Source organism: Moorena sp. SIO3E8 (assembly GCF_010692445.1).
Taxonomy (GTDB): Bacteria; Cyanobacteriota; Cyanobacteriia; order Cyanobacteriales; family Coleofasciculaceae; genus Moorena; species Moorena bouillonii.
Genome location: NZ_JAAHHM010000010.1, coordinates 1 through 21,016 on the forward strand (window position 1 = coordinate 1; position 21,016 = coordinate 21,016).

At 43.1% G+C, this 21,016-nt stretch carries 24 protein-coding genes; 14 read left to right on the plus strand and 10 right to left on the minus strand.

Features of this window, described 5'->3' with window-relative positions:
* Positions 1-39 precede the first annotated feature (39 nt).
* The gene (locus F6K46_RS06315) at positions 40-1,086 is read right to left on the minus strand and encodes a hypothetical protein (RefSeq protein ID WP_293054910.1); all 1,047 of its coding nucleotides are present in this window, start codon (positions 1,084-1,086) and stop codon (positions 40-42) included.
* A 545-nt stretch (positions 1,087-1,631) separates the two neighbouring features.
* Between F6K46_RS06315 and F6K46_RS06320 the strand changes: the two genes are divergently transcribed.
* Both F6K46_RS06320 and F6K46_RS06325 read left to right on the plus strand, forming a co-directional pair.
* Positions 1,632-1,856, plus strand: coding sequence for a hypothetical protein (locus F6K46_RS06320; RefSeq protein WP_293054912.1), 225 nt, complete (start codon positions 1,632-1,634; stop codon positions 1,854-1,856).
* Positions 1,857-3,755 carry a DUF4157 domain-containing protein gene (locus F6K46_RS06325; protein WP_293054914.1) on the plus strand — a complete coding sequence of 633 codons (1,899 nt, stop codon included), beginning with the start codon at positions 1,857-1,859 and terminating at the stop codon, positions 3,753-3,755.
* A 688-nt stretch (positions 3,756-4,443) separates the two neighbouring features.
* Here the strand turns inward: F6K46_RS06325 and F6K46_RS06330 are convergent.
* A complete protein-coding gene (locus tag F6K46_RS06330) occupies positions 4,444-4,863 on the minus strand; it encodes a transposase (RefSeq protein ID WP_293054916.1) in 420 nt (139 codons plus the stop codon).
* Positions 4,864-4,933: 70 nt separating this feature from the next.
* Here F6K46_RS06330 and F6K46_RS06335 point away from each other — a divergent pair, with 70 nt between their 5' ends.
* The 8 genes from F6K46_RS06335 (at position 4,934) to F6K46_RS06370 (ending at position 7,728) form a co-directional block, all read left to right on the plus strand.
* A complete protein-coding gene (locus F6K46_RS06335) occupies positions 4,934-5,152 on the plus strand; it encodes a hypothetical protein (protein WP_293054918.1) in 219 nt (72 codons plus the stop codon).
* Between the two features lie 128 nt (positions 5,153-5,280).
* The gene (locus F6K46_RS06340; protein WP_075899552.1) at positions 5,281-5,553 is read left to right on the plus strand and encodes a BrnT family toxin; all 273 of its coding nucleotides are present in this window, start codon (positions 5,281-5,283) and stop codon (positions 5,551-5,553) included.
* Positions 5,537-5,812 carry a BrnA antitoxin family protein gene (locus F6K46_RS06345; RefSeq protein ID WP_293054921.1) on the plus strand — a complete coding sequence of 92 codons (276 nt, stop codon included), beginning with the start codon at positions 5,537-5,539 and terminating at the stop codon, positions 5,810-5,812. The genes F6K46_RS06340 and F6K46_RS06345 overlap by 17 nt, the downstream gene beginning before the upstream one ends.
* Positions 5,799-5,945, plus strand: coding sequence for a hypothetical protein (locus F6K46_RS06350; protein WP_293054923.1), 147 nt, complete (start codon positions 5,799-5,801; stop codon positions 5,943-5,945). Before F6K46_RS06345 ends, F6K46_RS06350 begins: the two co-directional genes overlap by 14 nt.
* Positions 5,945-6,316, plus strand: coding sequence for a XisH family protein (locus F6K46_RS06355; protein WP_293054925.1), 372 nt, complete (start codon positions 5,945-5,947; stop codon positions 6,314-6,316). Before F6K46_RS06350 ends, F6K46_RS06355 begins: the two co-directional genes overlap by 1 nt.
* Before the next feature lie 198 nt (positions 6,317-6,514).
* Complete coding sequence (locus tag F6K46_RS06360; RefSeq protein WP_075899546.1) at positions 6,515-6,859, plus strand: XisI protein; 345 nt, start codon at positions 6,515-6,517, stop codon at positions 6,857-6,859.
* Positions 6,860-7,141: 282 nt separating this feature from the next.
* Entirely contained in the window at positions 7,142-7,450 is a 309-nt protein-coding gene (locus tag F6K46_RS06365; RefSeq protein WP_229415303.1) for a Uma2 family endonuclease, read from the plus strand.
* 104 nt (positions 7,451-7,554) lie between these two features.
* Entirely contained in the window at positions 7,555-7,728 is a 174-nt protein-coding gene (locus F6K46_RS06370) for a hypothetical protein (protein ID WP_229415302.1), read from the plus strand.
* A gap of 190 nt (positions 7,729-7,918) precedes the next feature.
* Here the strand turns inward: F6K46_RS06370 and F6K46_RS06375 are convergent, their stop codons facing one another.
* On the minus strand, positions 7,919-8,200 hold the full coding sequence (locus F6K46_RS06375; RefSeq protein ID WP_293054930.1) for a hypothetical protein: 282 nt from the start codon (positions 8,198-8,200) through the stop codon (positions 7,919-7,921).
* 246 nt (positions 8,201-8,446) lie between these two features.
* Here F6K46_RS06375 and F6K46_RS06380 point away from each other — a divergent pair, with 246 nt between their 5' ends.
* Genes F6K46_RS06380 through F6K46_RS06390 form a run of 3 tightly spaced genes read left to right on the plus strand, consistent with a single transcriptional unit; the run spans position 8,447 to position 11,144 of the window.
* Positions 8,447-8,644 (plus strand): hypothetical protein, encoded by a 198-nt coding sequence (locus F6K46_RS06380; RefSeq protein ID WP_293054932.1) that lies wholly within the window; start codon positions 8,447-8,449, stop codon positions 8,642-8,644.
* The gene (locus tag F6K46_RS06385; RefSeq protein ID WP_293054934.1) at positions 8,644-10,119 is read left to right on the plus strand and encodes a mechanosensitive ion channel domain-containing protein; all 1,476 of its coding nucleotides are present in this window, start codon (positions 8,644-8,646) and stop codon (positions 10,117-10,119) included. Before F6K46_RS06380 ends, F6K46_RS06385 begins: the two co-directional genes overlap by 1 nt.
* A 14-nt stretch (positions 10,120-10,133) precedes the next feature.
* Positions 10,134-11,144, plus strand: coding sequence for a hypothetical protein (locus F6K46_RS06390; RefSeq protein ID WP_293054936.1), 1,011 nt, complete (start codon positions 10,134-10,136; stop codon positions 11,142-11,144).
* Positions 11,145-11,254: 110 nt separating this feature from the next.
* Here the strand turns inward: F6K46_RS06390 and F6K46_RS06395 are convergent, their stop codons facing one another.
* Positions 11,255-12,163: an ion transporter gene (locus F6K46_RS06395; RefSeq protein WP_293055370.1), complete on the minus strand. Its 909-nt coding sequence runs from the start codon at positions 12,161-12,163 to the stop codon at positions 11,255-11,257.
* Between the two features lie 289 nt (positions 12,164-12,452).
* Between F6K46_RS06395 and F6K46_RS06400 the strand changes: the two genes are divergently transcribed.
* Entirely contained in the window at positions 12,453-12,800 is a 348-nt protein-coding gene (locus F6K46_RS06400) for a hypothetical protein (protein WP_293054938.1), read from the plus strand.
* 10 nt (positions 12,801-12,810) lie between these two features.
* Here the strand turns inward: F6K46_RS06400 and F6K46_RS06405 are convergent, their stop codons facing one another.
* From F6K46_RS06405 to F6K46_RS06430, 6 genes are all read right to left on the minus strand, one after another.
* A complete protein-coding gene (locus tag F6K46_RS06405) occupies positions 12,811-14,328 on the minus strand; it encodes an adenylate/guanylate cyclase domain-containing protein (RefSeq protein WP_075901044.1) in 1,518 nt (505 codons plus the stop codon).
* 226 nt (positions 14,329-14,554) lie between these two features.
* Positions 14,555-15,565 (minus strand): chemotaxis response regulator protein-glutamate methylesterase, encoded by a 1,011-nt coding sequence (locus F6K46_RS06410; RefSeq protein ID WP_075901042.1) that lies wholly within the window; start codon positions 15,563-15,565, stop codon positions 14,555-14,557.
* A gap of 243 nt (positions 15,566-15,808) precedes the next feature.
* Positions 15,809-18,379, minus strand: coding sequence for a hybrid sensor histidine kinase/response regulator (locus tag F6K46_RS06415; RefSeq protein WP_293054942.1), 2,571 nt, complete (start codon positions 18,377-18,379; stop codon positions 15,809-15,811).
* Positions 18,380-18,485: 106 nt separating this feature from the next.
* The gene (locus F6K46_RS06420; RefSeq protein WP_293116844.1) at positions 18,486-18,620 is read right to left on the minus strand and encodes a hypothetical protein; all 135 of its coding nucleotides are present in this window, start codon (positions 18,618-18,620) and stop codon (positions 18,486-18,488) included.
* Between the two features lie 12 nt (positions 18,621-18,632).
* Complete coding sequence (locus F6K46_RS06425; RefSeq protein ID WP_075899532.1) at positions 18,633-19,385, minus strand: chemotaxis protein CheW; 753 nt, start codon at positions 19,383-19,385, stop codon at positions 18,633-18,635.
* Between the two features lie 762 nt (positions 19,386-20,147).
* Positions 20,148-20,801, minus strand: coding sequence for an ABC transporter substrate-binding protein (locus F6K46_RS06430; RefSeq protein WP_075899528.1), 654 nt, complete (start codon positions 20,799-20,801; stop codon positions 20,148-20,150).
* Positions 20,802-21,016: the final 215 nt, after the last annotated feature.

The window sequence follows — 21,016 nt, forward strand, 5'->3', positions numbered from 1 at the left end:
GCAACTCCTCAGTTTGACAACTAATACAATTGTTTCAACTTATAGTTCCACACCAACGACAAACAAAGGATATTTTCCACATCTGCTCACTATTTTGTAAACAAATATTAAGTTCGCCAGCGGTATCAATTCTGGGGGACTTTGAAATCTGTCTCCCCCAGGTTCCCCTCCTGGGAGGGGGTAGGGGTGGGTTAGGGCGCTAGGGGGGCTAGATCCGGGATTTTGTGGGAATTTTGAATTTTTAATTTTGAATTGATCACAAGCGGCTTGAATAGTAGCAGTATTGAGGTTAAACTGTACGGCGATGCGCTCAATTTGACCGTTAAGTTCTGCGGCTGCTGACCCTATATGGTATTCCCACAGGTCATATTGTTCCTGGTGGCTCAATGGGGGGATGTCTAGGTTAACAACAGTCCGCTGACAGTCAATTTTTCGGTCATAGCAGCTGAGGATTAAACGAGTATTGTTACTATCAATAAATTGGATCAGAGCATACTCCCGCCCTGGCTCAGAAAAATTATAACTATCGCAGTCAATAAACAGGACACTATTGCTCAGAAGGGCTTCCCTTTGCCAACGCTTCGCGAGTTGGTACACTTCCTGGGGCTTGGTGGTCAGAGCGGCAGGCGAGAGAGTGTGTAACTTTTTCCCCAAATCCTGACAAGTGGCGGAGGCAATTTGGTATTTAGTGGTTCGATCCGAGCCAGATAATTGCACCACGGGATAGCTATTTCTCCCCTCGCCGCCAGACCAAATGCTTATCAATTGCGACCCTATACTTAACTGAGAGGGAGGCAAAAAAACCGGGTTAGTCTGAGGCGGTTGGGGTATGATCTTGCCTGCTAATTCCTGGTCTGTGGCATATTCTCCTAACAGAAAGCAGAGGATTTGCTGGTCAATATGGAGGGGGGACTTGGTTAGGATTCTTCCTGGTTCAATGTGGAGCAGTTGCCAGTATTGTAAAGGGCTATGGGGAGAAAGGACATCCCAACTGGCTCCGGGCAGGGCGTCCATAGCTAAACTTATTGTAGGATAGTTTTTGTGAGGATGATTTTTTTGGGCAATGGCCACCAAAGACTGGAACATAGGTTCTATTTCCTGGCCCACGCACATGAGCAGGATATCCCTTTCAATTGGGGTTAGATTGAATAGGAGACAAAGTTGAGCCAGGGCAGAAGTATCGTCAACAAATTCAGTAACGATTTGTTGATTTTATTTCCCTTCTATGTAGTTTTATAAATAGTTACGAACTCGATCGATTTCTTGTAACAAAGAACTAAAATTAGTGTGATACCAGTTGGTTAGAGAAAGGGGTGCCATGTCGCGCTCCATTAAGACGGTGGGTACGACTGATATTGTTTTCTAATAGGGTACAAGGTAAGTAAGCAATCAGCCGTCAGCAATCAGCTATCAGCGGTCGGGGGGAGGCGTCACAGCGTCGAAGCCGGTGCCATGCCTAATTTTGTGCTCGCTGGCTCTATTACGGCCTAGGTCGTACTTTTTAAGACGAGCATGCTTGGATTTTCAACCAGGCGTACCAGCACCCCCCAGCTTGTTTTCTACCTCCCATTGATTAGCTGACGGCTGACAGCTGATAGCTGAATACTTACTAGAGAAAAAAGGAACTAGCTATGCGCACTACTCATACCTATAAACCGAAATATTCTCACTCTACTTCTAGGACAATTGCTCAAAAAAAGAAAGACGAAAGACGGAATGGTTTAAGAGAAATTTTGGATGCAGAGGAAAGGGAGTGGAACGCGGAAGAGGCGGTCGGGGAATGGGGAAGTATGAGTGCGAAGGTGATGCGCACCTTAGAATCAGGAGTAACCCAACCGGAAAGGGGAAGGAGATAAATGGGGCTGCAACCAAAGCTAACTATAGGAAAGCCGGGTGATAAATACGAGCAAGAGGCAGATCGAGTAGCGCGTCAGGTTGTACAGCAGATTAATTCACCACAGAAAGGTACGATTGAGGGTGAGGAGAAGGGTACGCCACAACAAGAAATACAGAGGAAAGCATTAACAGGGGGATTAAATGCACCGAACAATTTAGAAGGTGCCATAAAGGAAGCAAGAGGAAGGGGAAAGCCACTGGAAGAAAGGATGAGAATACCGATGGAGAGGGCGATGGGGGCGGATTTTAGTGGGGTGCGGGTGCATACGGATGCTCAGTCAGACCAGTTGAATAAATCGATTCAGGCCAAGGCGTTTACGACGGGGCAGGATGTGTTTTTTAGGCAGGGGGCGTATGAGCCGGGGAGTAGAAGAGGGCAGGAGTTGATCGCTCATGAGTTGACCCATGTGGTACAGCAGAATGGAGGGGCAGTGCAGCGTAGGCCAATACAACCGCAGCAGTTACACCATCGACCCGCATGCGAAACCCCATCGGCATCGGTGTGCGATAGCGCTAACAAGCCAAATGCAGAAAACACCGGGACGCGCATAGAGACAACTGAGGAGCCGCAAAACCCAACCGGCACGCGCTATCACCTTAAAACAGGCATTGAAAACCTCACAGGCCATGGGTGGGATGAAAAAACATGTCCTTATAATTTTGATAAACCAGGGGCGGTCAAAGCCCAAGCGTTCACACAGGGAAAGGTTTTTAACGTCGCCCCCGTACGAGAAATAAAACTACCACTTGGAACCGGGCATGTAGTCGAACAAAAACATGGCAGGGTGAAAGCAGATCAAAAACCAATAGACCAGATAATGATGAGCGTGGAGCATGGACGGGAGTATGAATCTCCAGTGTTGGGAATCCAAGCCACGCACAGGGCTATTACTTGTGCGGAAACCCGTACTAAAGGAATTCCACAATTACCAACAACACAAACCGAATTCACTCACCAATACTTTGGCTTGCCCCACGACAAGTCAACGGTAAAATCAAAGCAAATACAACGCACCAAAGATGATCAGCCCAAACCTCAGCCGAAAGGAACGGTGCAACAAGGAAAATTTATTATATGGCATAAAAATGACGCGATCCCAGGAATGACCACTATCGGTGCAGGACCATGTATTGTTATCTCACTAACATGGAAGGAAGAAGGGATTTGCGGATTAGCGCATCTGGACAGTGATTGCGACGTGGATGCGACAATAGAATATATGCTACTCAGTGCATATGAACGTGCATATATTGTAGCATATAGAGAGAATAATTCGACGCCTGGATACGTTAAATTTATTAGCAAATGCGAGGCCAAGTTAGCAGCTGGGCAAGGACAAGAGGGTACCGGATTAATAGGAATGAGAGGGTCAAGGGAAAGCGAAAAAATACTGCAGGAAGGGCAAATACTGCATCAGAAAGCCCGAGAATATCTAAATTTAGTTGGGGTAAGTAGCATTGAAAAGTTAACAAATAAGGGGCGAAAAGTTGCTACAGATTTCTTGACTATGGATACCAAACCATATGATTTAAAACCAATGATGAAGCTAGAGTCACGGCTAAAGTTTGACCCGTTGACTATTTGCTCAGATCAACCGGTAGAGGAAATTTCTAAAATTGAGGATATAGACCAGCTTAATTCACTCCTTCAAGCAGTAATATATAGTTATATAAATCAAAAAGAGCAAGTGCAATTGCCCCATACGAATAAAGTACAAACAATATGCCTGTACAATTTAGCGTATATCATTGCGCATCGCGTCAAACAGCTCCAGCATCCGGCACTTGAAAGCAGGTTGATGGATGTGGTGACAAAGGAATATATAAATTTCTGGATAAGAAGCCTAGGCGAAAAGTGATGATTGTCCCCGTAAAGGCGGGATGGCGTAAGTGCGATCGCTGATAAAGTAGGTGCGGCTCGTTCCTAGGAGGAGCTTCCTGAAACAGGAAGGGTATAACTAGGGGGAATCGCGGGGAATAGCCCGAATTCCTAACTATTTGCTGGATGGTGGTGAAAGTCCACCCCTTTAAGAGATAAGTGACTGTGCGATTCGTTGACTAGAAACCACACCCTATAAAGGTATGGGAGATTAGCTGATCTTGTAGATCTTGTAGGGTGGGCAAATTGAGATGATAACTGTACTAATTGGCAAACTATCATTATTTGCCCACCCTACCCGACTACTTAATTTAGTAGGGTGGGCAAATTGAGATGATAACTGTACTAATTGGCAAACTATCATTATTTGCCCACCCTACCCGACTATTTTGTTGCTTAATAATGGTTATATTGATGAAGTAGTAGGGTGGGCAAATGGACATGATTGGTGATCAATTGGTAATACGTAGAATATTAGCCCACCCTACCCCACATTCATAATTTGCCCACCCTACTCCCCTGCAAAATCTTCTAAATCGCTAAAATCTAGAACTTGTGGTAAATTCCTGCCACAACAACACCCCCAATCGGGTCGATACTTGCCTCGCTCCACCCATTTGTGAAAACTGGAATATTCCCACAAATGAGGACAAGACACCAAACCATGTTTAACTGGATGTAGCGTGAATATAATCTAAATGTCGGTGTAAATCATGGTCATTACGAATTGTATGCTCCCAAAACCGACGTTGCCAGACATTGCTTTCTCGATGCTTACGACGAGAAGCAGAAACATCTACCTCAAATGAGCGTTTTCCCCGTAAAGAGCGGGTAAATAACACCTTAAACCGAGAGACTCGCATAGAATAATTAGAATCATCCGGTGGTAACGACCAGATAAAATGAAGATGATCCGGTAAAACAACCGCTGCTGTGATGTCAAAGGGTTTTTCTGTCCGCATTTTTGCGATCGCCTTCCGTAACAGAAATATATTCTCAACATCTGAAAATAGAGGAATACGGCGATAAGTGACTATTGTCAGAAAAAATACTCCTCCTGGCACATAAGAACGACGATAGTTCGACATATTGAGATTTTGATGGTGGCGAGCATCCTCTGTTTCAGTTTAATCCCGATTCAGAGTGCGTACGCGGATCTTGAATGGTTATGCAAATGGTCAAGCGGTTCGAGATGAAATTGCCTTCCGTTTAGTATTTGCCCACCCTACCCGTTCCGAATGCGATCGCACTCTTGTAGTTTGGTGGGCAAATGGTCAAGCGGTTCGTGATCAAATTGCCTTCCGTTTAGTATTTGCCCACCCTACCCGTTCCGAATGGTCAAGTTTGGTGGGCAAATGGTCAAGCGGTTCGAGATGAAATTGCCTTCCGTTTAGTATTTGCCCACCCTACCGAACCGAATGCGATCGCACTAAAGCAACATTTAAGGCTTGCCACGCCACACCATGAATCTTGACTAGACTTTCAGTTATACATATAATATATGTATGACCTTGGAATATGATCCAAGAATTGCAAAAACCAATTGGCAAAAGCATGGTGTTTCCTTTGCGGAAGCTGAAATGGTGTTTTTCGATCCCCAAGCCATTCATGACATTGATCCAGATTCGATTAGTGAAGAACGTTTCATCGCAGTGGGAATAGGAAACTCTGGATTACCATTGGTCGTTGTATATACCATGCGCGGTGAGGTGATTCGATTAATTTCTGCTCGTCGCGCCACAAAACAGGAGACAAAAGCTTATGAGAAAGGAATATGATTTTTCTAAAGGAAAACGAGGAGCCGTAATTCCTTCTAAAGGAAAAACACGCATTACTATTTATCTCGATGATGAAATTCTAGCCAATTTTCGAGAACAGGCCGAAACGGCTGGAATTGGTTATCAGACTCTGATAAATGAAGCTTTAAAAAAACATCTTCTACTGCCAAATGAGCAACCTCTGACCCAAGGGGATCTACGCCGTATTCTTCGTGAAGAATTATCAGATAAAGTAGGGTGGGCAAATGGACATGATTGATGATGAAATTGCCAAGCTCTCAGAATTTGCCGACCCTACCCTAAGGAATGCTCGCTTTACCCCCTACTTCATTCGTCACCTCCGCCAACACTTTAAATACCACAGGTTTTGTGATGCAAGGGAGCAAGAGTAATGGCAAAAGACTTATTTCATGATGTTGTCAAAAATGCCTTAATTAAAGATGGTTGGCAAATTACCGATGATCCGTTTTTTTTGAAAGTCGGCGGAGTAGAATTTTTTATTGATCTGGGGGCCGAAAAACTAATAGCGGCAGAAAGAAATGGTCAGCGGATCGCAGTGGAAATCAAAAGTTTTATTAATCCCTCCTCTATTACAGACTTCCACCTTGCCATTGGTCAATTCATTAACTATCGAGTAGCCTTAAAGGTAAAAGATCCAGAACGACAATTATTTTTGGCGGTTCCAGATACCACCTACCAAAGGTTTTTTCATAAGGATTTTCCTCAAATGGTTATTCAATATTACCAACTTAAACTATTATAGCGTTTCTCATACCTTTGAGGTACACATTATTTTTTTTCTATTCCCTATTCCCTATTCCCTATTCCCTATTCCCTATTCCCTATTCCCTATTCCCTATTCCCTGCTCCCTGCTCCCTGCTCCCTAAAACCCAGAGATTTGTACCTCATGGGTATAATACTTGCTATAAGTTATGACATTGATAATGAGGTAATTGTATCATGGAAAAGCTAGAAAAGCTTCAAACTTATCGCAGCATAATCAAGCAACTACTCAGTCAATATGCCAGTTACAAACCCTCTCATGGTGACCTTGAAATTCATAGCATTTTTGATACGGAAAACGACCATTATCAAGTAATGGCCATCGGCTGGGACAAGAAAGAAAGAGTTTATGGCTGTTCAGTTCATTTAGAGATAAAAAATGGCAAGATCTGGATTCAGAATAACAATACTGAATGGGATATTGGTCAAGATATGGTTAATATGAACGTTCCCAAAAATGATATTGTTATTGGGTTTCAGCCACCTTCTATGCGGCAATACTCAGGCTATGGCACAAAGTAAGCATATGCGCTACGCGCACGCTGCGCGAACAGCGGTCAGCGGTCAGCCGTCAGTGCCTACGCGTAGCGTGGCCGTAGGCCAATCGCTCTTGTAGGGTGCTTCGCGGTGAAATGTAACGCACCATCTATATACAAATTGAAACCAAAATATCCTTAACCAATACAATGGTGCGTTACGGCTTAAACTATGGCAATATCATCTATTTTTATCAACCAAACCGCCTAACGCACCCTACAAAATCTACCTGGAATATTGCTAAGCATTCTTCTGCTAACAAAATTCATGCAATCACCCAGCATTACTAACTCCTTAAACGCTTTTCTCCAACAACCGAATATAGAAGCATCTCCTGCTTGGGAATTCATCCATGGACACCCGAAGCAAAAGCCTATGCCAACATTGTTTCATTCCCGCCTCCAACGCAACCTCGTAAACGCCATCAACAATCAAACCCATGCTTGCGTTGCGATTCAAGAACTCCGGTGCATCATTCCTCCCTTATCCCCTGTACCAGATATTGTCGTTGTTAAAAGCGATCGCCTCAGGGATCAAGATGGCCCCCGGTCAGGTTCACGCCTTCTGGTTAATTGAAATTCGTTCCCCTGACCAAAGCACATTAGACCTACAGAACAAAATTTTGCACTTTAGGTGCGCTTTCCGCATCTAATTATTAAATTCGCCACGGGTCGCACCTCTTGAGCAACGGGACTCAGCTGGCTTGGCTAATCGATATTCAGCGACAGCAAATCTGGGTTTGGGAAAACCAGGAACTACCACTGGTGTTTGCCGGAACTGACATACTCCCCACCCTTGACAATATCTCAGACTTTACAGTAGACGCAATAATTGGAATGACCCGACAGCGATAATGTAAGTATTCAGCTATCAGGTATCAGCTATACCAAAGGGAACAGCGGATCTGGGAACAGATCTTGTAGGGTGGGCAAATGGACATGATTCTTTATCAAATTGCCTTCCGTACAGAATTTGCCCACCCTACCGAACCGAATGCGATCGCACTGATGCTATTTGATCAATCAACATACAGCGGTTTGCACTTCAGTTAGGTACAAAGTTTTGGGTTTTTAGGGAGCAGGGACTTCGGAGCAGGGACTTCGGAGCAGGGAGCAGGGAAGAGGGAAGAGGGAAGAGGAGAAACAATGTGTACCTGATAGTTATGTAATCCGCCGTAAGAGGAATTATATCAGTAGTAGGGTGGGCAAATGGACATGATTGATCATGAAATTGCCAAGGGATCAGAATTTGCCCACCCGAGCCTACGGAATGCGTACGCACTACTGCTGGTTGTAGGGTGGGCAAATAGATATGATTGGTGATCAATTGGTATTACTAGGATAATTTGCCCACCCTAAACTAGTAGCGTACGCACTTTGGGAACAGTAGTAGGGTGGGCAAATGGACATGATTGGTGATGAAATTGTATTAATTTGATATATTGCCCACCCAAAGCCTATCTTTGGGAACAGTAGTAGGGTGGGCAAATGGACATGATTGGTGATCAATTGGTATTACTAGGATAATTTGCCCACCCTACACTAGTAGCGTACGCACTGGTCGGGGTTAGGGGTGGGTCCCGATTCCCGATTCCCGATTCCCGATTCCCGATTCCCGATTCCCCATTCCCGATTCCCGATTCCCGATTCCCGATTCCCGATTCCCCATTCCCGATTCCCCATTACCTATCTCCAAAGTAAAAAACCTACCCCTGAAAGCCCCGCGCCCCCGCTCCAAACTCTTCCCCTGTTCCCTGTTAAACACTTCTGATGACTTGGATTATTACACAGATACAAAAATTCGGGAATGCCATCTCTAAGGTGTTTACCGCCAAGCTATTTGAATTTGGTGGCCAAGCCTTTTCTCTGAGTTTCTTAGGCAAATTCCTGTTTTTATGTATCATCGCTATTCTGATATCCCGTACCATCAAAGCTCTGATTAAACATTGGTTACTGAGCCGTTTCAGGATGGATCGGGGTACTCGGGAAGCCCTCGCTTCTATTATCGGTTACATTCTAAGTATCTTAGGGTTTTTAATCGTTCTACAAACGTCAGGGATTAACCTAAGTTCTTTAGCAATCTTTGCTGGTGCTCTCGGTATTGGCTTTGGAATTGGACTACAAGATCTAGCTAGCAATTTTATCAGTGGTCTGACTATCCTGCTTGATCAACCGATTAAAGTGGGAGACTATATAGAAATCGATAATCTGTCAGGAACTGTGGAAAAAATATCGATTCGCTCTACAGTAATACGAACCATTCACAACGTTTGTGTTATTATTCCCAATAACAGTTTTGTCCAAAACAATGTCATTAACTGGAGCTACGAAAACCCTACAAGTCGTCTCCAAATTCCCATCAATTTTCCCGATGAATTAGATCCCCTTGTGATCACAGAGCTGCTGTTAGCGGCTGCCCGCCAAGAACCTCGAGTTTTATCTTCTCCCTCTCCCCAAGTTTGGTTCAAGGGGTATGGAGAGGAAGGGATGGATTTTGAACTTTTGGTTTGGATCGATAAACCAGCAGAGAGCCAAGGGATTAAAAGTGCTTTGTATTATCTGATTGATACTGAATTGCGATCGCGCCACATCGAACCCGGCCACCCTGAGCGAAACTTGCGTATTCACAATCCAGAAGCCTTAGTCTCCCTGTTTCGGCAATTACAAACCCCCGGGGTGACTAATGGCTCCTCCTCAACCCACAAGCAATCAGCTACAGCTAAACGCAAACCCAAGTCTAAATCCGCTAAAGCCTGGAAGCTGGCAGATCTATTGCGGCAAGTAAGTTATTTTCAAAACTGCAGCGATATCGAACTGCGACATATCATTGAAGAGGGCTATCGGAAAACTCTCCCAGCTTACGAAACCATCTGTCGGGAAAACGATCCAGGGGACTCATTTTATATTATCCTATCTGGAAAAGTGGAAGTGTTTGTAGAATCGATTGGAAAACGAGTCGCTACCCGTAAGTCTGGGGAATTTATCGGGGAGATGTCTCTGCTGATGGGTACTCCCCGTACTGCTACTCTTCGTACCCTAGAAGAGACGATGCTGTTTGTGGTGGATCGAGACAATTTACAAAGTCTATTGGCTAAGCACGAAGAATTAGCTGACCGAATTTCTGAAGAATTATCCAAACGTCAAGAGACATTGGAACGCTTAGGAATAACTGTTAGTAGCACAGAGGAAGACGAAACTCCTTTCGCGGAAATTCGCAAACGTATTCAATCAATTTTTGGTATTTAAAACCGATAGTTATCATGAATAAAATAAATCAGGATAATCAGTATCTATTACACCCATCAATTGATGATTTAGCTCAGCTTCCTAGCTCCTTTATCGAAGCAGTCACTAGGGTGAAAACCTTTGCTCTGTTGGAAATGGAAAAAGAAACGGAGCGAAAACAGCTTTACTATCATAATTGTGACCATGTTAAGGGAGTGCAGCGTAGGGCTGATCGGATTTTCCAAGCCATCAGACCCTATTGGGAAGCCTGTCTGGACAATGATATAGCAGCAGACTATCTGAGCAGAATGAAACAGTTAATCGATCTGTGCGCCATTGCTCACGATATGGTACAAGAGTTTCTCCCTCAAATCAAACCCCATACTTCTAGACGGCGAGAAAATGGTGTGAGCGAAGCCGCTACAATTACTAAGCTTTTGGATTACATCAAAAATCAGAATGAATGGATAAGCAAGCAAACTTCTAACCATCTGACCTTGTTTACCGATTCAGATTTACAAATCATTACAGAAGCCATTAATGCTACCATTTGTTGGTATGATAGTTTAGACAATACAATTTACCAACCTGACCTCTACTCTTCTGATAAAAACTTATCTCTGGTAGCTCGGATTATTGCTTTGGCTGATTTAGGCACTTTGGGAATGGAAGGAATTGAAGCATTTAACCAGGAAGGCAGTCTGCTATTTCTAGAAGAAAATCCTGATATTATCCCAATACTTTTGAATCACGATCTTCCATATTATGAAGCTATCGATAAACAAACGCTTTATGAAAATCTTAGACAACGGCTCCTGAAAAGGACTCGCTTTCAAGTCAATTTTGCTAAGGGACGAATGGCGAGATTTGCTCGTGAACTTAAAGGGTTGACCGCCGAAGCAATTTCGGTTTTAACCCAGGATGTTTTTAAGTATTTGAATCCAGCCATAATTCAAGAAATTGAATTATTAACTCCTACCGCTAATGACACTAATTTTGAGGAATTGATTGAGTTTTTTAAGCTCGAAAACTATGTAGAAAAGTAGGTGATATCAGCTTAACAACAAGATCAAAAAGGCAATCAATGATAGTGTTGCCGAATCAACTAAAAACTACTAAAATCGATTAAACGCGATTAAACGTGATCAATAATACCTCAATAATCGGAAATATCTGTTCGGATACGCTCTAAGGAACTATTCATATCTTTCAATTGTTTTTGAATTGCTAATAACTGACCTTCAAGTCTGGAAACTTTGCTAAATTGATTCTGCTCCTTGAGCACCTTGTCGAACTTTTCCTCCTGCTCCTGCTTGAATTCATCGACACTATCACTGATATTGCTGGTGATAATTCCAACAAACAGATTGATAGTAATCATCGCCCCCAACATCACAAAGCTTACAAAAAAAAGGACACCAATCAGGGGTAAAGCTGAGGGATTTGTGCAAAGTGCTTCTATACCATCGTAACCATAGCTTTCGCAGCCATACATTTGGATGTACATCAAATCTGTCCAACCTTCTAGGGTTACTACTTGAAATAGAGACAAGATAGATTTGGGTAAGGAAGAAAAGTGCATCGGATCGTTTTCAGCAAATAAAAAGGTTCCGGCTACCCCATAAATATAGAACAAAATACAGAGAAGTAAAAATACATATCCCATGGAGGGTAGGCTTTTGAGTAGAGCTCGGACGAGTATTTGTAAGCGAGGCAAAGCAGATATTAGCCTAAATACTCTCAGCAGCCTAAGCATACGTAGCACTATAAAATATTGATTATCAATGGGCAATAGTAACGCCACAACAATGAATAAATCAAATAGATTCCAGCCATTTTTAAAGTAGTTCCATGGATGACTAGCTTCAGCACCTATCTTAATAAAAATTTCAGCAATAAAAAACCCTAATATTAGATGTTCTATAAAAGTGACAATAGTGCCGTACTTTGCTGTAAATGATGGATAAGTTTCCAGACCTACTATAATGCTAGCCAAGATTATTACGCTCAAAACTGTATTCTGAAAGAGTTCAGAATTAGAAATTTTTTGGAGTGCTACCTGCATAAAAAAAATTAGATAAACAATTACAGTGGGCAACTTGTGATATCATTATATCCCGATGAATACTTATCATTCCGGGTGCTTGGTCATTGGTAATTAGTCATTAGTCCTTAGAAATCACTAATGAATAAACTATAGTACCACTATCCTTAGGCAATTATTACTATACTATATATCGCATTTATCAATTCGGTGAGGTACAAAGTTCTGGGTTTTAGGGAGCCTCGGAGCAGGGAGCCTCGGAGCAGGGAACAGGGAACAGGGAGAAAATCCAGCGTTGCTTAATAATGGAATGATTTTAAGAGTAGGTGCGCTTTCCAATGGGCGAGTAAATCGCCCTTGGGTCGCACCTCTGGAATGGGCATCAGGCGTGGAATGGGCATCAGGCGTGGAACTGGCATCTTGCCAGTTTCAATGTCTTGATGCAGTCGCTCATGGGGGAAACCCCCGCAGGTCGGCGCTGCATCGCTATATTTTCGAGCGGGCAGGATGCCCACTCTACTCCTATTCATTCCTCAATTCAGCAACGCCGAAAATCCCTCCCTACTCCCTACTCCCTACTCCCTACTCCCTACTCCCTACTCCCTACTCCCTACTCCCTACTCCCTACTCCCTACTCCCTACTCCCTACTCCCCTTAACCCAGATAGCTTACTTCTTGGTAAACCGCCAAACTCCATCCCAATTCTGTGGCACTCCTTGAGCGATCAACTGGTTAATTCGCTCCACATATAAGGCAGCGGTCTTATCCAAAGGATTCACCATTAACACGTGATTAAAATACTTTAAAGCCTTGTCAAATCCTTGAGTGCAATAACACTCTAAACCTTGTTCAAAATCCAGTTGCGTTTTTAACTTCAATTCCCTAACTGCTTCAGTATCACCATCCAACACTTCATAGATGGCAAGAGGTTCATTTCTCCCTTTAACAATTGCTCGATCTATAAACCGAATTTGATAGTGATTCCGATTGCTCAATTTATCTAAGGTTTGCTGAGAAATTAATAAAGAAACCCCATAGAACTTGGTCAACCCTTCCAAACGAGCGGTCAAGTTAACATTATCAGAAAAAGCATCCCCCTGCATTCGGAATGTTTCTCCAACCATCCCCACCATCATGTGACCATAGTGGATGCCAATCCCTACTTGAATTGGTAAATAACCCTTGGCTTCACGTTTTTGATTGTATTGGTGGACTTTTTTGAGCTTGGCAATTCCAGCACAGACAGCATCATCAGCGCCATCAGGGAAAATTGCCATCATGCCATCCCCTAGAAATTTGACAATAAAGCCATCGTGATTGCGAATTTCAGGACTGACACGCTTAAGATAGGCATTGACGAAGTCAAAGTTTTCCTTTGGTGTCATACTCTCAGAAATGGTAGTGAAGGAGCGAATATCACTGAACATTACCGCCATTTCTTTACTAACATGGTCCCCTAATTGGACATGAATCACATTTTCCTTGTGCAGAAAATTTAGATATTCAAATGGGAAAAACCGAGCAAAGGAATTTTTTAGGGTTTCCAGAGTTTCATTGGCTTGAGTCAATTCTTGCTCACGGGCTTTTACAGTTTGAACCATGTGTCGGAAAACTCGTGCTAGTCGTCCTAACTCGTCGCTCCGAGCGGCTACTTCCTCCAAACTTTCTGGCTCAAATGTATCATTTTCCACAGCAGCGGCTGCTACTGTCACCTTTTCTACCTGTTTTATATACTTTGACTGGCGCAGATTTTCAGCTTTAAGACGCTCTTCAGCTTCGGTTCGTTTCAGAAAGTTCAGATAGGCTTTAGAATGGTAACGAATACGAGCAATTAGTTCTACCCGATCTGGCAGTTTTACTAAGTAATCATTTGCTCCAAATCCAAAGGCTTTAGCTTTAATTACTGGTTCTTCTTTACTTGAGAGTACAATCAGGGGAATAAGTCGAGTCGGGGAATCTTTAGAGCGCAGAAAACGCACTAACAACAAGCCATCTATCTCCGGCATGACCAAATCTTGTAGAATGACCGTTGGTTGGTACTCCTTAGCTACCTTTAAGGTTTCAGTTGGATCCTGACAATAGCGGAAGATAATATCCTTTTCCGGAGCTAACATGCGGCGGATGGCTTCGCTGATCATGGGCTGATCATCGATAAGTAGGACTTTAATTGGCTCTTGAATCACCATTTTGATTTTAATGTCCTTGTCAAGCTTTGGCTATCAATTAGATCAGGTACAGCATAGATAAATAACCTAGGGTTAGCTAATTCGTTTAGCAGTTTATCAAATTTTGTTAAATACTCTGGGTAAACTGGGAAAACTATGTCATGCCAATTGTGATTAATAGTCAGCTATTGTTAAGAATTATTATAAGGGAGCAGTGTTGTGGAATAAAAGTGATATTGGAATTTAGCTAAGGCTTAAACGCGAATCCTTTGATTAGGGCAGGTGCGATCGCGTCTAGGGGCAAAATTTCCACCGCCGCCTTCAACTCTGCTGCTGCTTTCGGCATCCCATAAACCACGCAACTGCTTTTATCTTGGGCAATCGTATGCCAACCTTTAGAGCGCAACAGTTTTAGCCCTTCAGCTCCATCTCTACCCATGCCAGTTAACAAGACAGCCGTGCCCTTGCGCTTCCAGTACTCGGCTACACTTTTGAAAAAAACATCCACGGAGGGGCGGTAGGGATAATTACTGGGTTTGCTGGTGTAGGTTAACCTCAAATTCGATGTTAAACACAGGTGGTCTTTGGTTCCAGCAATCAATACTTTCCCTACTTCAGGACGGCTACCGTCAGACGCTAGTTGGACTACCAAGGGTGTCTGATGATTCAACCAGTCCACTAAACCTGAAGCAAACTGCAGATCCACATGCTGGACAATCACAATTGCTGCACTGAAACTTGCTGGTATGTTGGAGAGAATCGTTGCTAGAGCCTTTGGTCCTCCAGTAGAAGCACCAATTGCGATTAAGGGCGGAAGATGGAGTTGGGAATTTCGGGCTGGGGATTTTGAATTTCGGGTGGAAATTCCTATCAGTTTACCAATGGTAGCAATTTTAGTAAGTAGTTCTTGGGCAGCGTCTGGGTTACCGCGAGTGCCCAACACTGGCAGGCTGACAGCATCTAAGGCTCCATATCCAAGGGCTTCAAATACTTTAGATGAATTCTGCTGGATGCTAGCGGTTACCACTAAAATCGCACAGGGAGAATGTTTCATGATCTGGCGAGTTGCCTCAACCCCATCTATTACTGGCATGGTCAAATTCATCAAAATTAAATCTGGGAGGTCTTTGGCACATTTGGTAATAGCTTCGGCACCATCACTAGCAACCCAAGCTACTTTATAGTCTGGAACCGCCATCAAGACACGCCGCAGAGTCTCTACTGCCATCATTGAATCATTAACAATTGCTATTTTCATGTCATAAAAATGCTGATTACTTTTTTATAAGGGAGTAGGGAGTAGGGAGTAGGGAGTAGGGAGTAGGGAGTAGGGAGTAGAAAACTAAATGTACTTCATAATTATGATCAACATAAGTATGATTAACGCTATAGTCGATTTTATTGATTGCTGAATTCCACCTTAGTAATTCATAAGCTTGGCTTCAAACTTTACTATTTAAAATTAACAAGCAAGCCATCCAAAATCACCAATGAATACTCCCTACTCCCCAATTAAGTCAATCACCGCATTCAACAACGAATCATCATGGAAACTACTCTTGGTTAGATAATAATCTGCTCCAGCTTCCAAACCTTGAAGACGGTCTTGTTCGCGGTCTTTATAGGAAATAATAATCACAGGGATTGATTTTAATTTATCATGGCTTTTAATATGGCTGACTAGCTCAATGCCGTTCATGCGGGGCATATCAATATCACTGATCACTAAATCATAAGGGTTGGTGCGAACAGCGTTCCAACCATCCATGCCATTAACAGCTACTTCCACCTCATAACCTTGGTTTTCCAGTAACTTACGTTCCATTTGCCGCACGGTAATGGAATCATCAACTACTAGAATGCGTTTCGGCTGTTGGATATCAGTATCATCAGTATCACCACTGACTTGGCTCAACTGGCGGCTATTGAGTAGGTTATCAATGGAGCGCACTAAATCTGACACATCCAAAATTAGAATCGGGGAACCGTCTCCCATCAAAGCAGCAGCACTGATATCCTGAACTTTGCCCAGCCTCGGATCTAATGGTCGAACCACTAAATCCCGTTCACCTAAAAATTTATCAACTACTAATCCAAAACGGTTCGATTGGTCACTGATGATCACCACTGGTAGGGTTTTAGATGTGATATAAGAGTCATCTAATTCCAACACTTGATGGGCAGCTACCAGTCCAATGTTTTCATCATTAAGGGTAAAATATTGCCGCTTTTCTACTACAGAAATTTCGGTTTTATCTACCATGACAATTTTGTCAATTCGTGCTAACGGGAACGCATAAGGTTCACCATATATATCCACTAATAGGGTACGAATAACTGATAGAGTCAAAGGCAATTGGAAGTGGAAACTCGTTCCTTGCCCTAGTTTAGAGGTAGCTCGTAGGGTGCCACCTACCTGTTGTGCCATAGTCTTGGCAATATCTAAACCAACGCCACGACCAGAAATTTCGGTTACCTGCTTAGCGGTAGAAAATCCCGGCAAAAATAGAAACTCCATCAGCTCATGTTCAGCCAGCTGGCTTGCGATGTCTGGGGTGATCATTTTTTGGCGGACAATTTTTTTCCGCAATTTCTCTGGATCTATGCCTTTGCCATCGTCAGCAACAGTAATCGATAACATCCCACCACGATGAAGGGCTTCCAGTCGCACGGTACCTTGGGCTGCTTTCCCCATTGCTACACGCTCTTGGGGAGGTTCAATACCATGGTCTACAGAGTTACGCAAAATATGAGTTAGTGGTGCTTCTAGTTTCTGTAAAATATCTCGATCTACTGCGGTAGATTTGCCGATAATTTCTAATTTAACTTGTTTATTCAGCTTTCTGGCTATATCCCGAATCATCCGAGGAAAACTCTGTACCCCATCAGCAAAAGGACGCATGTGAGACGCAATCACTTCTCGGTAAAGACGATCCGAAAGATTAGCAGTGCGACGTGCATACAGTTCTAGTTCACTCATGCGATCGCCCAAAATTTCCCGACATTCCTGTTCCTTTTGTCGAGCAACTTTTAGATATTCATCCCCCACTTGATTCACCTGGGATATTGCTAAAGAATCCTGTAATTTTTCTAGGATCTTCGATAATTCCATTTGATGTTTCTTGAGAGTCATCAAAGAATCAGCAAATGGTTGTAGCCAATTCGCCTCCACTAGGGATTCACCGGCTAAACCCATTAAGCTATTTAAGTTTTCAGCACTGACTCGCACAACTCTCTCTTTAGCTTCCGGCTTTTTGGCACTATCCAAAGCAATCAATGGTGGCTTGGTTAAATCATTCCCTGGGCTAGATGAGGATTGATTGTCTTTGGCAGCCACTTCAGGTTGAGGGTTGTGGCTCACAGCCTGCTTCAAGGGTTGACTTTCAATCTCTATCGTGCTATGGTCAGACTCCTGACTAGGTACTTGAGGGGGAGAATCGGTTTGAGCCTGGTGAGTTACTACCTGATCACGATTTTGCTGATTAACAGTTTGCTGATCAACAGTTTGATCTTGAGTCTCTATGGCTGTATTCGTACTATCGAGAGTGGAAACTTCAGAAGGATCATCTATAGCGCTTAGTTTTTCCGAGTTCTGTGACCCCGAGGTACTAGGGGCAGCAGATGGAGATGGCTGTTGTGGGGAGGAGGGTGCAGATTCTGGTGCGAGAATTTTAGCGATCGCAATACTCTGATGTTCAATGGCTTGCCCATGTTCAGACAGCCATTGCTCTAAATTCATTTCACCAACTTGGCTGATTTGTTGGAGGAAATCGACACCTTGTAGCAAGACATCGATGTGAGCTGCTTTGAGGGTAATGGTTTTATTCATAGCTGCCACAAAGCAATCCTCCATGGTATGAGCAATGTTAACAGCAGCATCAATTTGGACAATGCGGGCAGCACCTTTAATGGAATGGGCAGCACGCATTAGGGATTCCAATTCTTGGCTGGAGGAAGGATTACTTTCCAGAGCCAATAACTTGTCATTTAATATCGCTGCTTGGCTTTCCACCTCCATGCGGAATAAATCCAACATGGAGAAATTGCTCATATCTTGTCCGCTGTCTGTCATAGGATTTTAGAGTTTAGAGTTTAGATTGATGATCTTTTGTAAGCATTCAGCGGTCAGCTGTCAGCGGTCAGCCGTCAGTTTATTTTATTCAAAAGCTGTTCGCACCTCAAGTAGCGTGGCCATAGACCCAAAGCTGTTCGCGTAGCGTGCGCGTAGCGCTAATCGCTGTTCGCTGATGACTGATAGCTGATGACTGATAGCTGATAGCTGAATGCTTACATAGATAGCACTTTCCACTCATCACCCCATCGGGTTACGTAATCTTCCGATTTAGGGTGTAAAACAATAACTCATCGTCCAAGTAATTCACCTTTTTATCTTGCCAGTTAATTATCCATTTTGTATAAGTATATGTAGCGTTAGAAATAACCGCTGGTGCATCGAGTAATTCATTAGCATGAAACCGTTGAACAGTAAAAATTTCATCAACGGGAAAGACCCATCGGTTGCCCTCAATTTCCACAACCACCATCCGTTGATACATCACACTACTCACATTGGTTTTGGATTTTAGAGTTAAGGGCTGTTGGATTTTGGATTGCTCGGAATCTGAGTTAGCAGGATTATCTTCCAAACCAAGGAGATGGCTGAGGGAAACGCACATTAGGATTTCCCCACGAATATTCACAATTCCCAGTAAGATCTCGTTGCTGCGGTGGGGGATAGTGTGGATAACACAAGGCTGGGTTACTTCTTTGAATAACTTTGCAGACAATGCCAACCATTCTACTCCTAGCCTAAAGATAATTACGGATATGGTTTCCCCTAGTTGTGTCAGAGCACTTTCCCGTTGCGGCACAGATTGGGAAACCAGTAAGTTAGTCCATTCATTAATGTAACCTGGAGGCGGTTCACGTTCAAGCAAGCCGCGCCCTGCTAAGGAATAAACCGGACAGTTGCGGCAATGAATGAAGGTTTTTAGTTCTGGGCAGGAGCGATCGCCTGTCACTCCGATTTGGTTCCAACAATCGTTAAAAATTGGTTGATTACTTGTTTTATATTGCATTACTTCAGGAGTATATTAAACGTTAATATCAAACCAATTTGTGCTAGTTGTTTAACTAGAAAAAAAATTGATATTTTTGTAAATTTTAATTCACGTATTTATTGAATAAACGCTAAGATTTCGATAGTATTATCCGAATATACACTATTTCCAATACTATCCCTCCAATTCCCATTTCATCCAATCCTTAATCCTTGATCCTTCATTTGCTAGATATAACGTTTTTCGTCGTTATGAGGTACAGTATTCTTTGATGTTGATTCCCTGTTAGGTGCGCTCTTACCATTAAGAATTAAATTCGCCACGGGTCGCACCTCTTGATGCAGTGATCGCTATTCCCTATTCTCTCTTCCCAGATCCGCTGTTCCCAGATCCGCTGTTCCCTATTACCTATTACCTACTTATAGCGTTTCTAGGAGGGTGCATCTCCTAAAAGTTGTTTGACAAGGTGGTGCGTTACGGGGCGGGCTGTCTAAACCCTGGCGCTTGAGCGGAAAATGAGACCCCCCCTGAAGCACCACTAGCAACTTTTTTACAAATATGAGATGCACCCCATTGACCTTGCTCAACAGTAGTGTAATAGACATTATTGAGTCCCTGATTTCTAAAAGCACTAAATGAGACTGGCGCATTAATCCCTAGGGGGTGCATCTCCTAAAAGCTGTTTGATTCGGTGGTGCGTTACGGGGCGGACTTTCCCAAAGCTGGCTACGAGCTGGAAAATGACGGCGAGCCGCCCCTAACGCACCCTACGTAATATTTTCAAATATGAGATGCACCCATCCCTAGGTCAAGGTTTTTGACCTTCTCAAGCGCCTGTCTGAGCCGAGCCTTGTCAACCTTATCCCCCATCATTTGTAGAATCACAACTAGGAGTTTTGCATTCAGAAACCCTTCCAGACTAACAAAACTATACCTAAGGGGTTTGTATTCTGCCGAGCTGAAATTCTTCGGAGGCATCGGGTTATATTGATCCATCAATGCTCGATAGTCACTTACAGCAGCTAGGGAGGTGTCATTGTAACTGGGTACCACTTGCGAATTAATCAAATTTGTAGTATAATCTATCCCAGTATCAAAGAGTAGAAATACATCATCATTTTCAATCAAATTAATGGTGTTTTTAATCGCCCTAGTGGGATTGTATCCATCATCATAAGCCTGAATCACAATTTGTTTGCCATTGATACCGCCTTGGCGATTAATATCTTCTATATAAGCCATTGAACCTCTATACAATTCAATGCCTAAACTTCTAGATGCTCCTGTAAATGCAGCAGACATTCCCAACACAATATCATCCTCTTGGCTCTTCCCTGAGAAACCTGATACCAAAACAAGCAATAGAGATAAAAATAGAGATAAAATAATTAGACCCAGAAGCTTTAACTGATTGGAAATGTGTTTGCTTAACATATAGCGGTTTGCGTGTAGGTTAAGTTAAGTTAGGATACTAACTACTAACTACTGACTACTAACTACTGACTACTTCTTCTTATTGTAATTAGCGCGGGTGGCAAACCGCTATATCCGATTGTCCTATGCGATCGCTATTCTTAAACTATCAGCGATCAGCATCTTTACGGTTGTCCAGAACTACTTATATCTTCGTCTCCAGAGCCTTTTTCGTA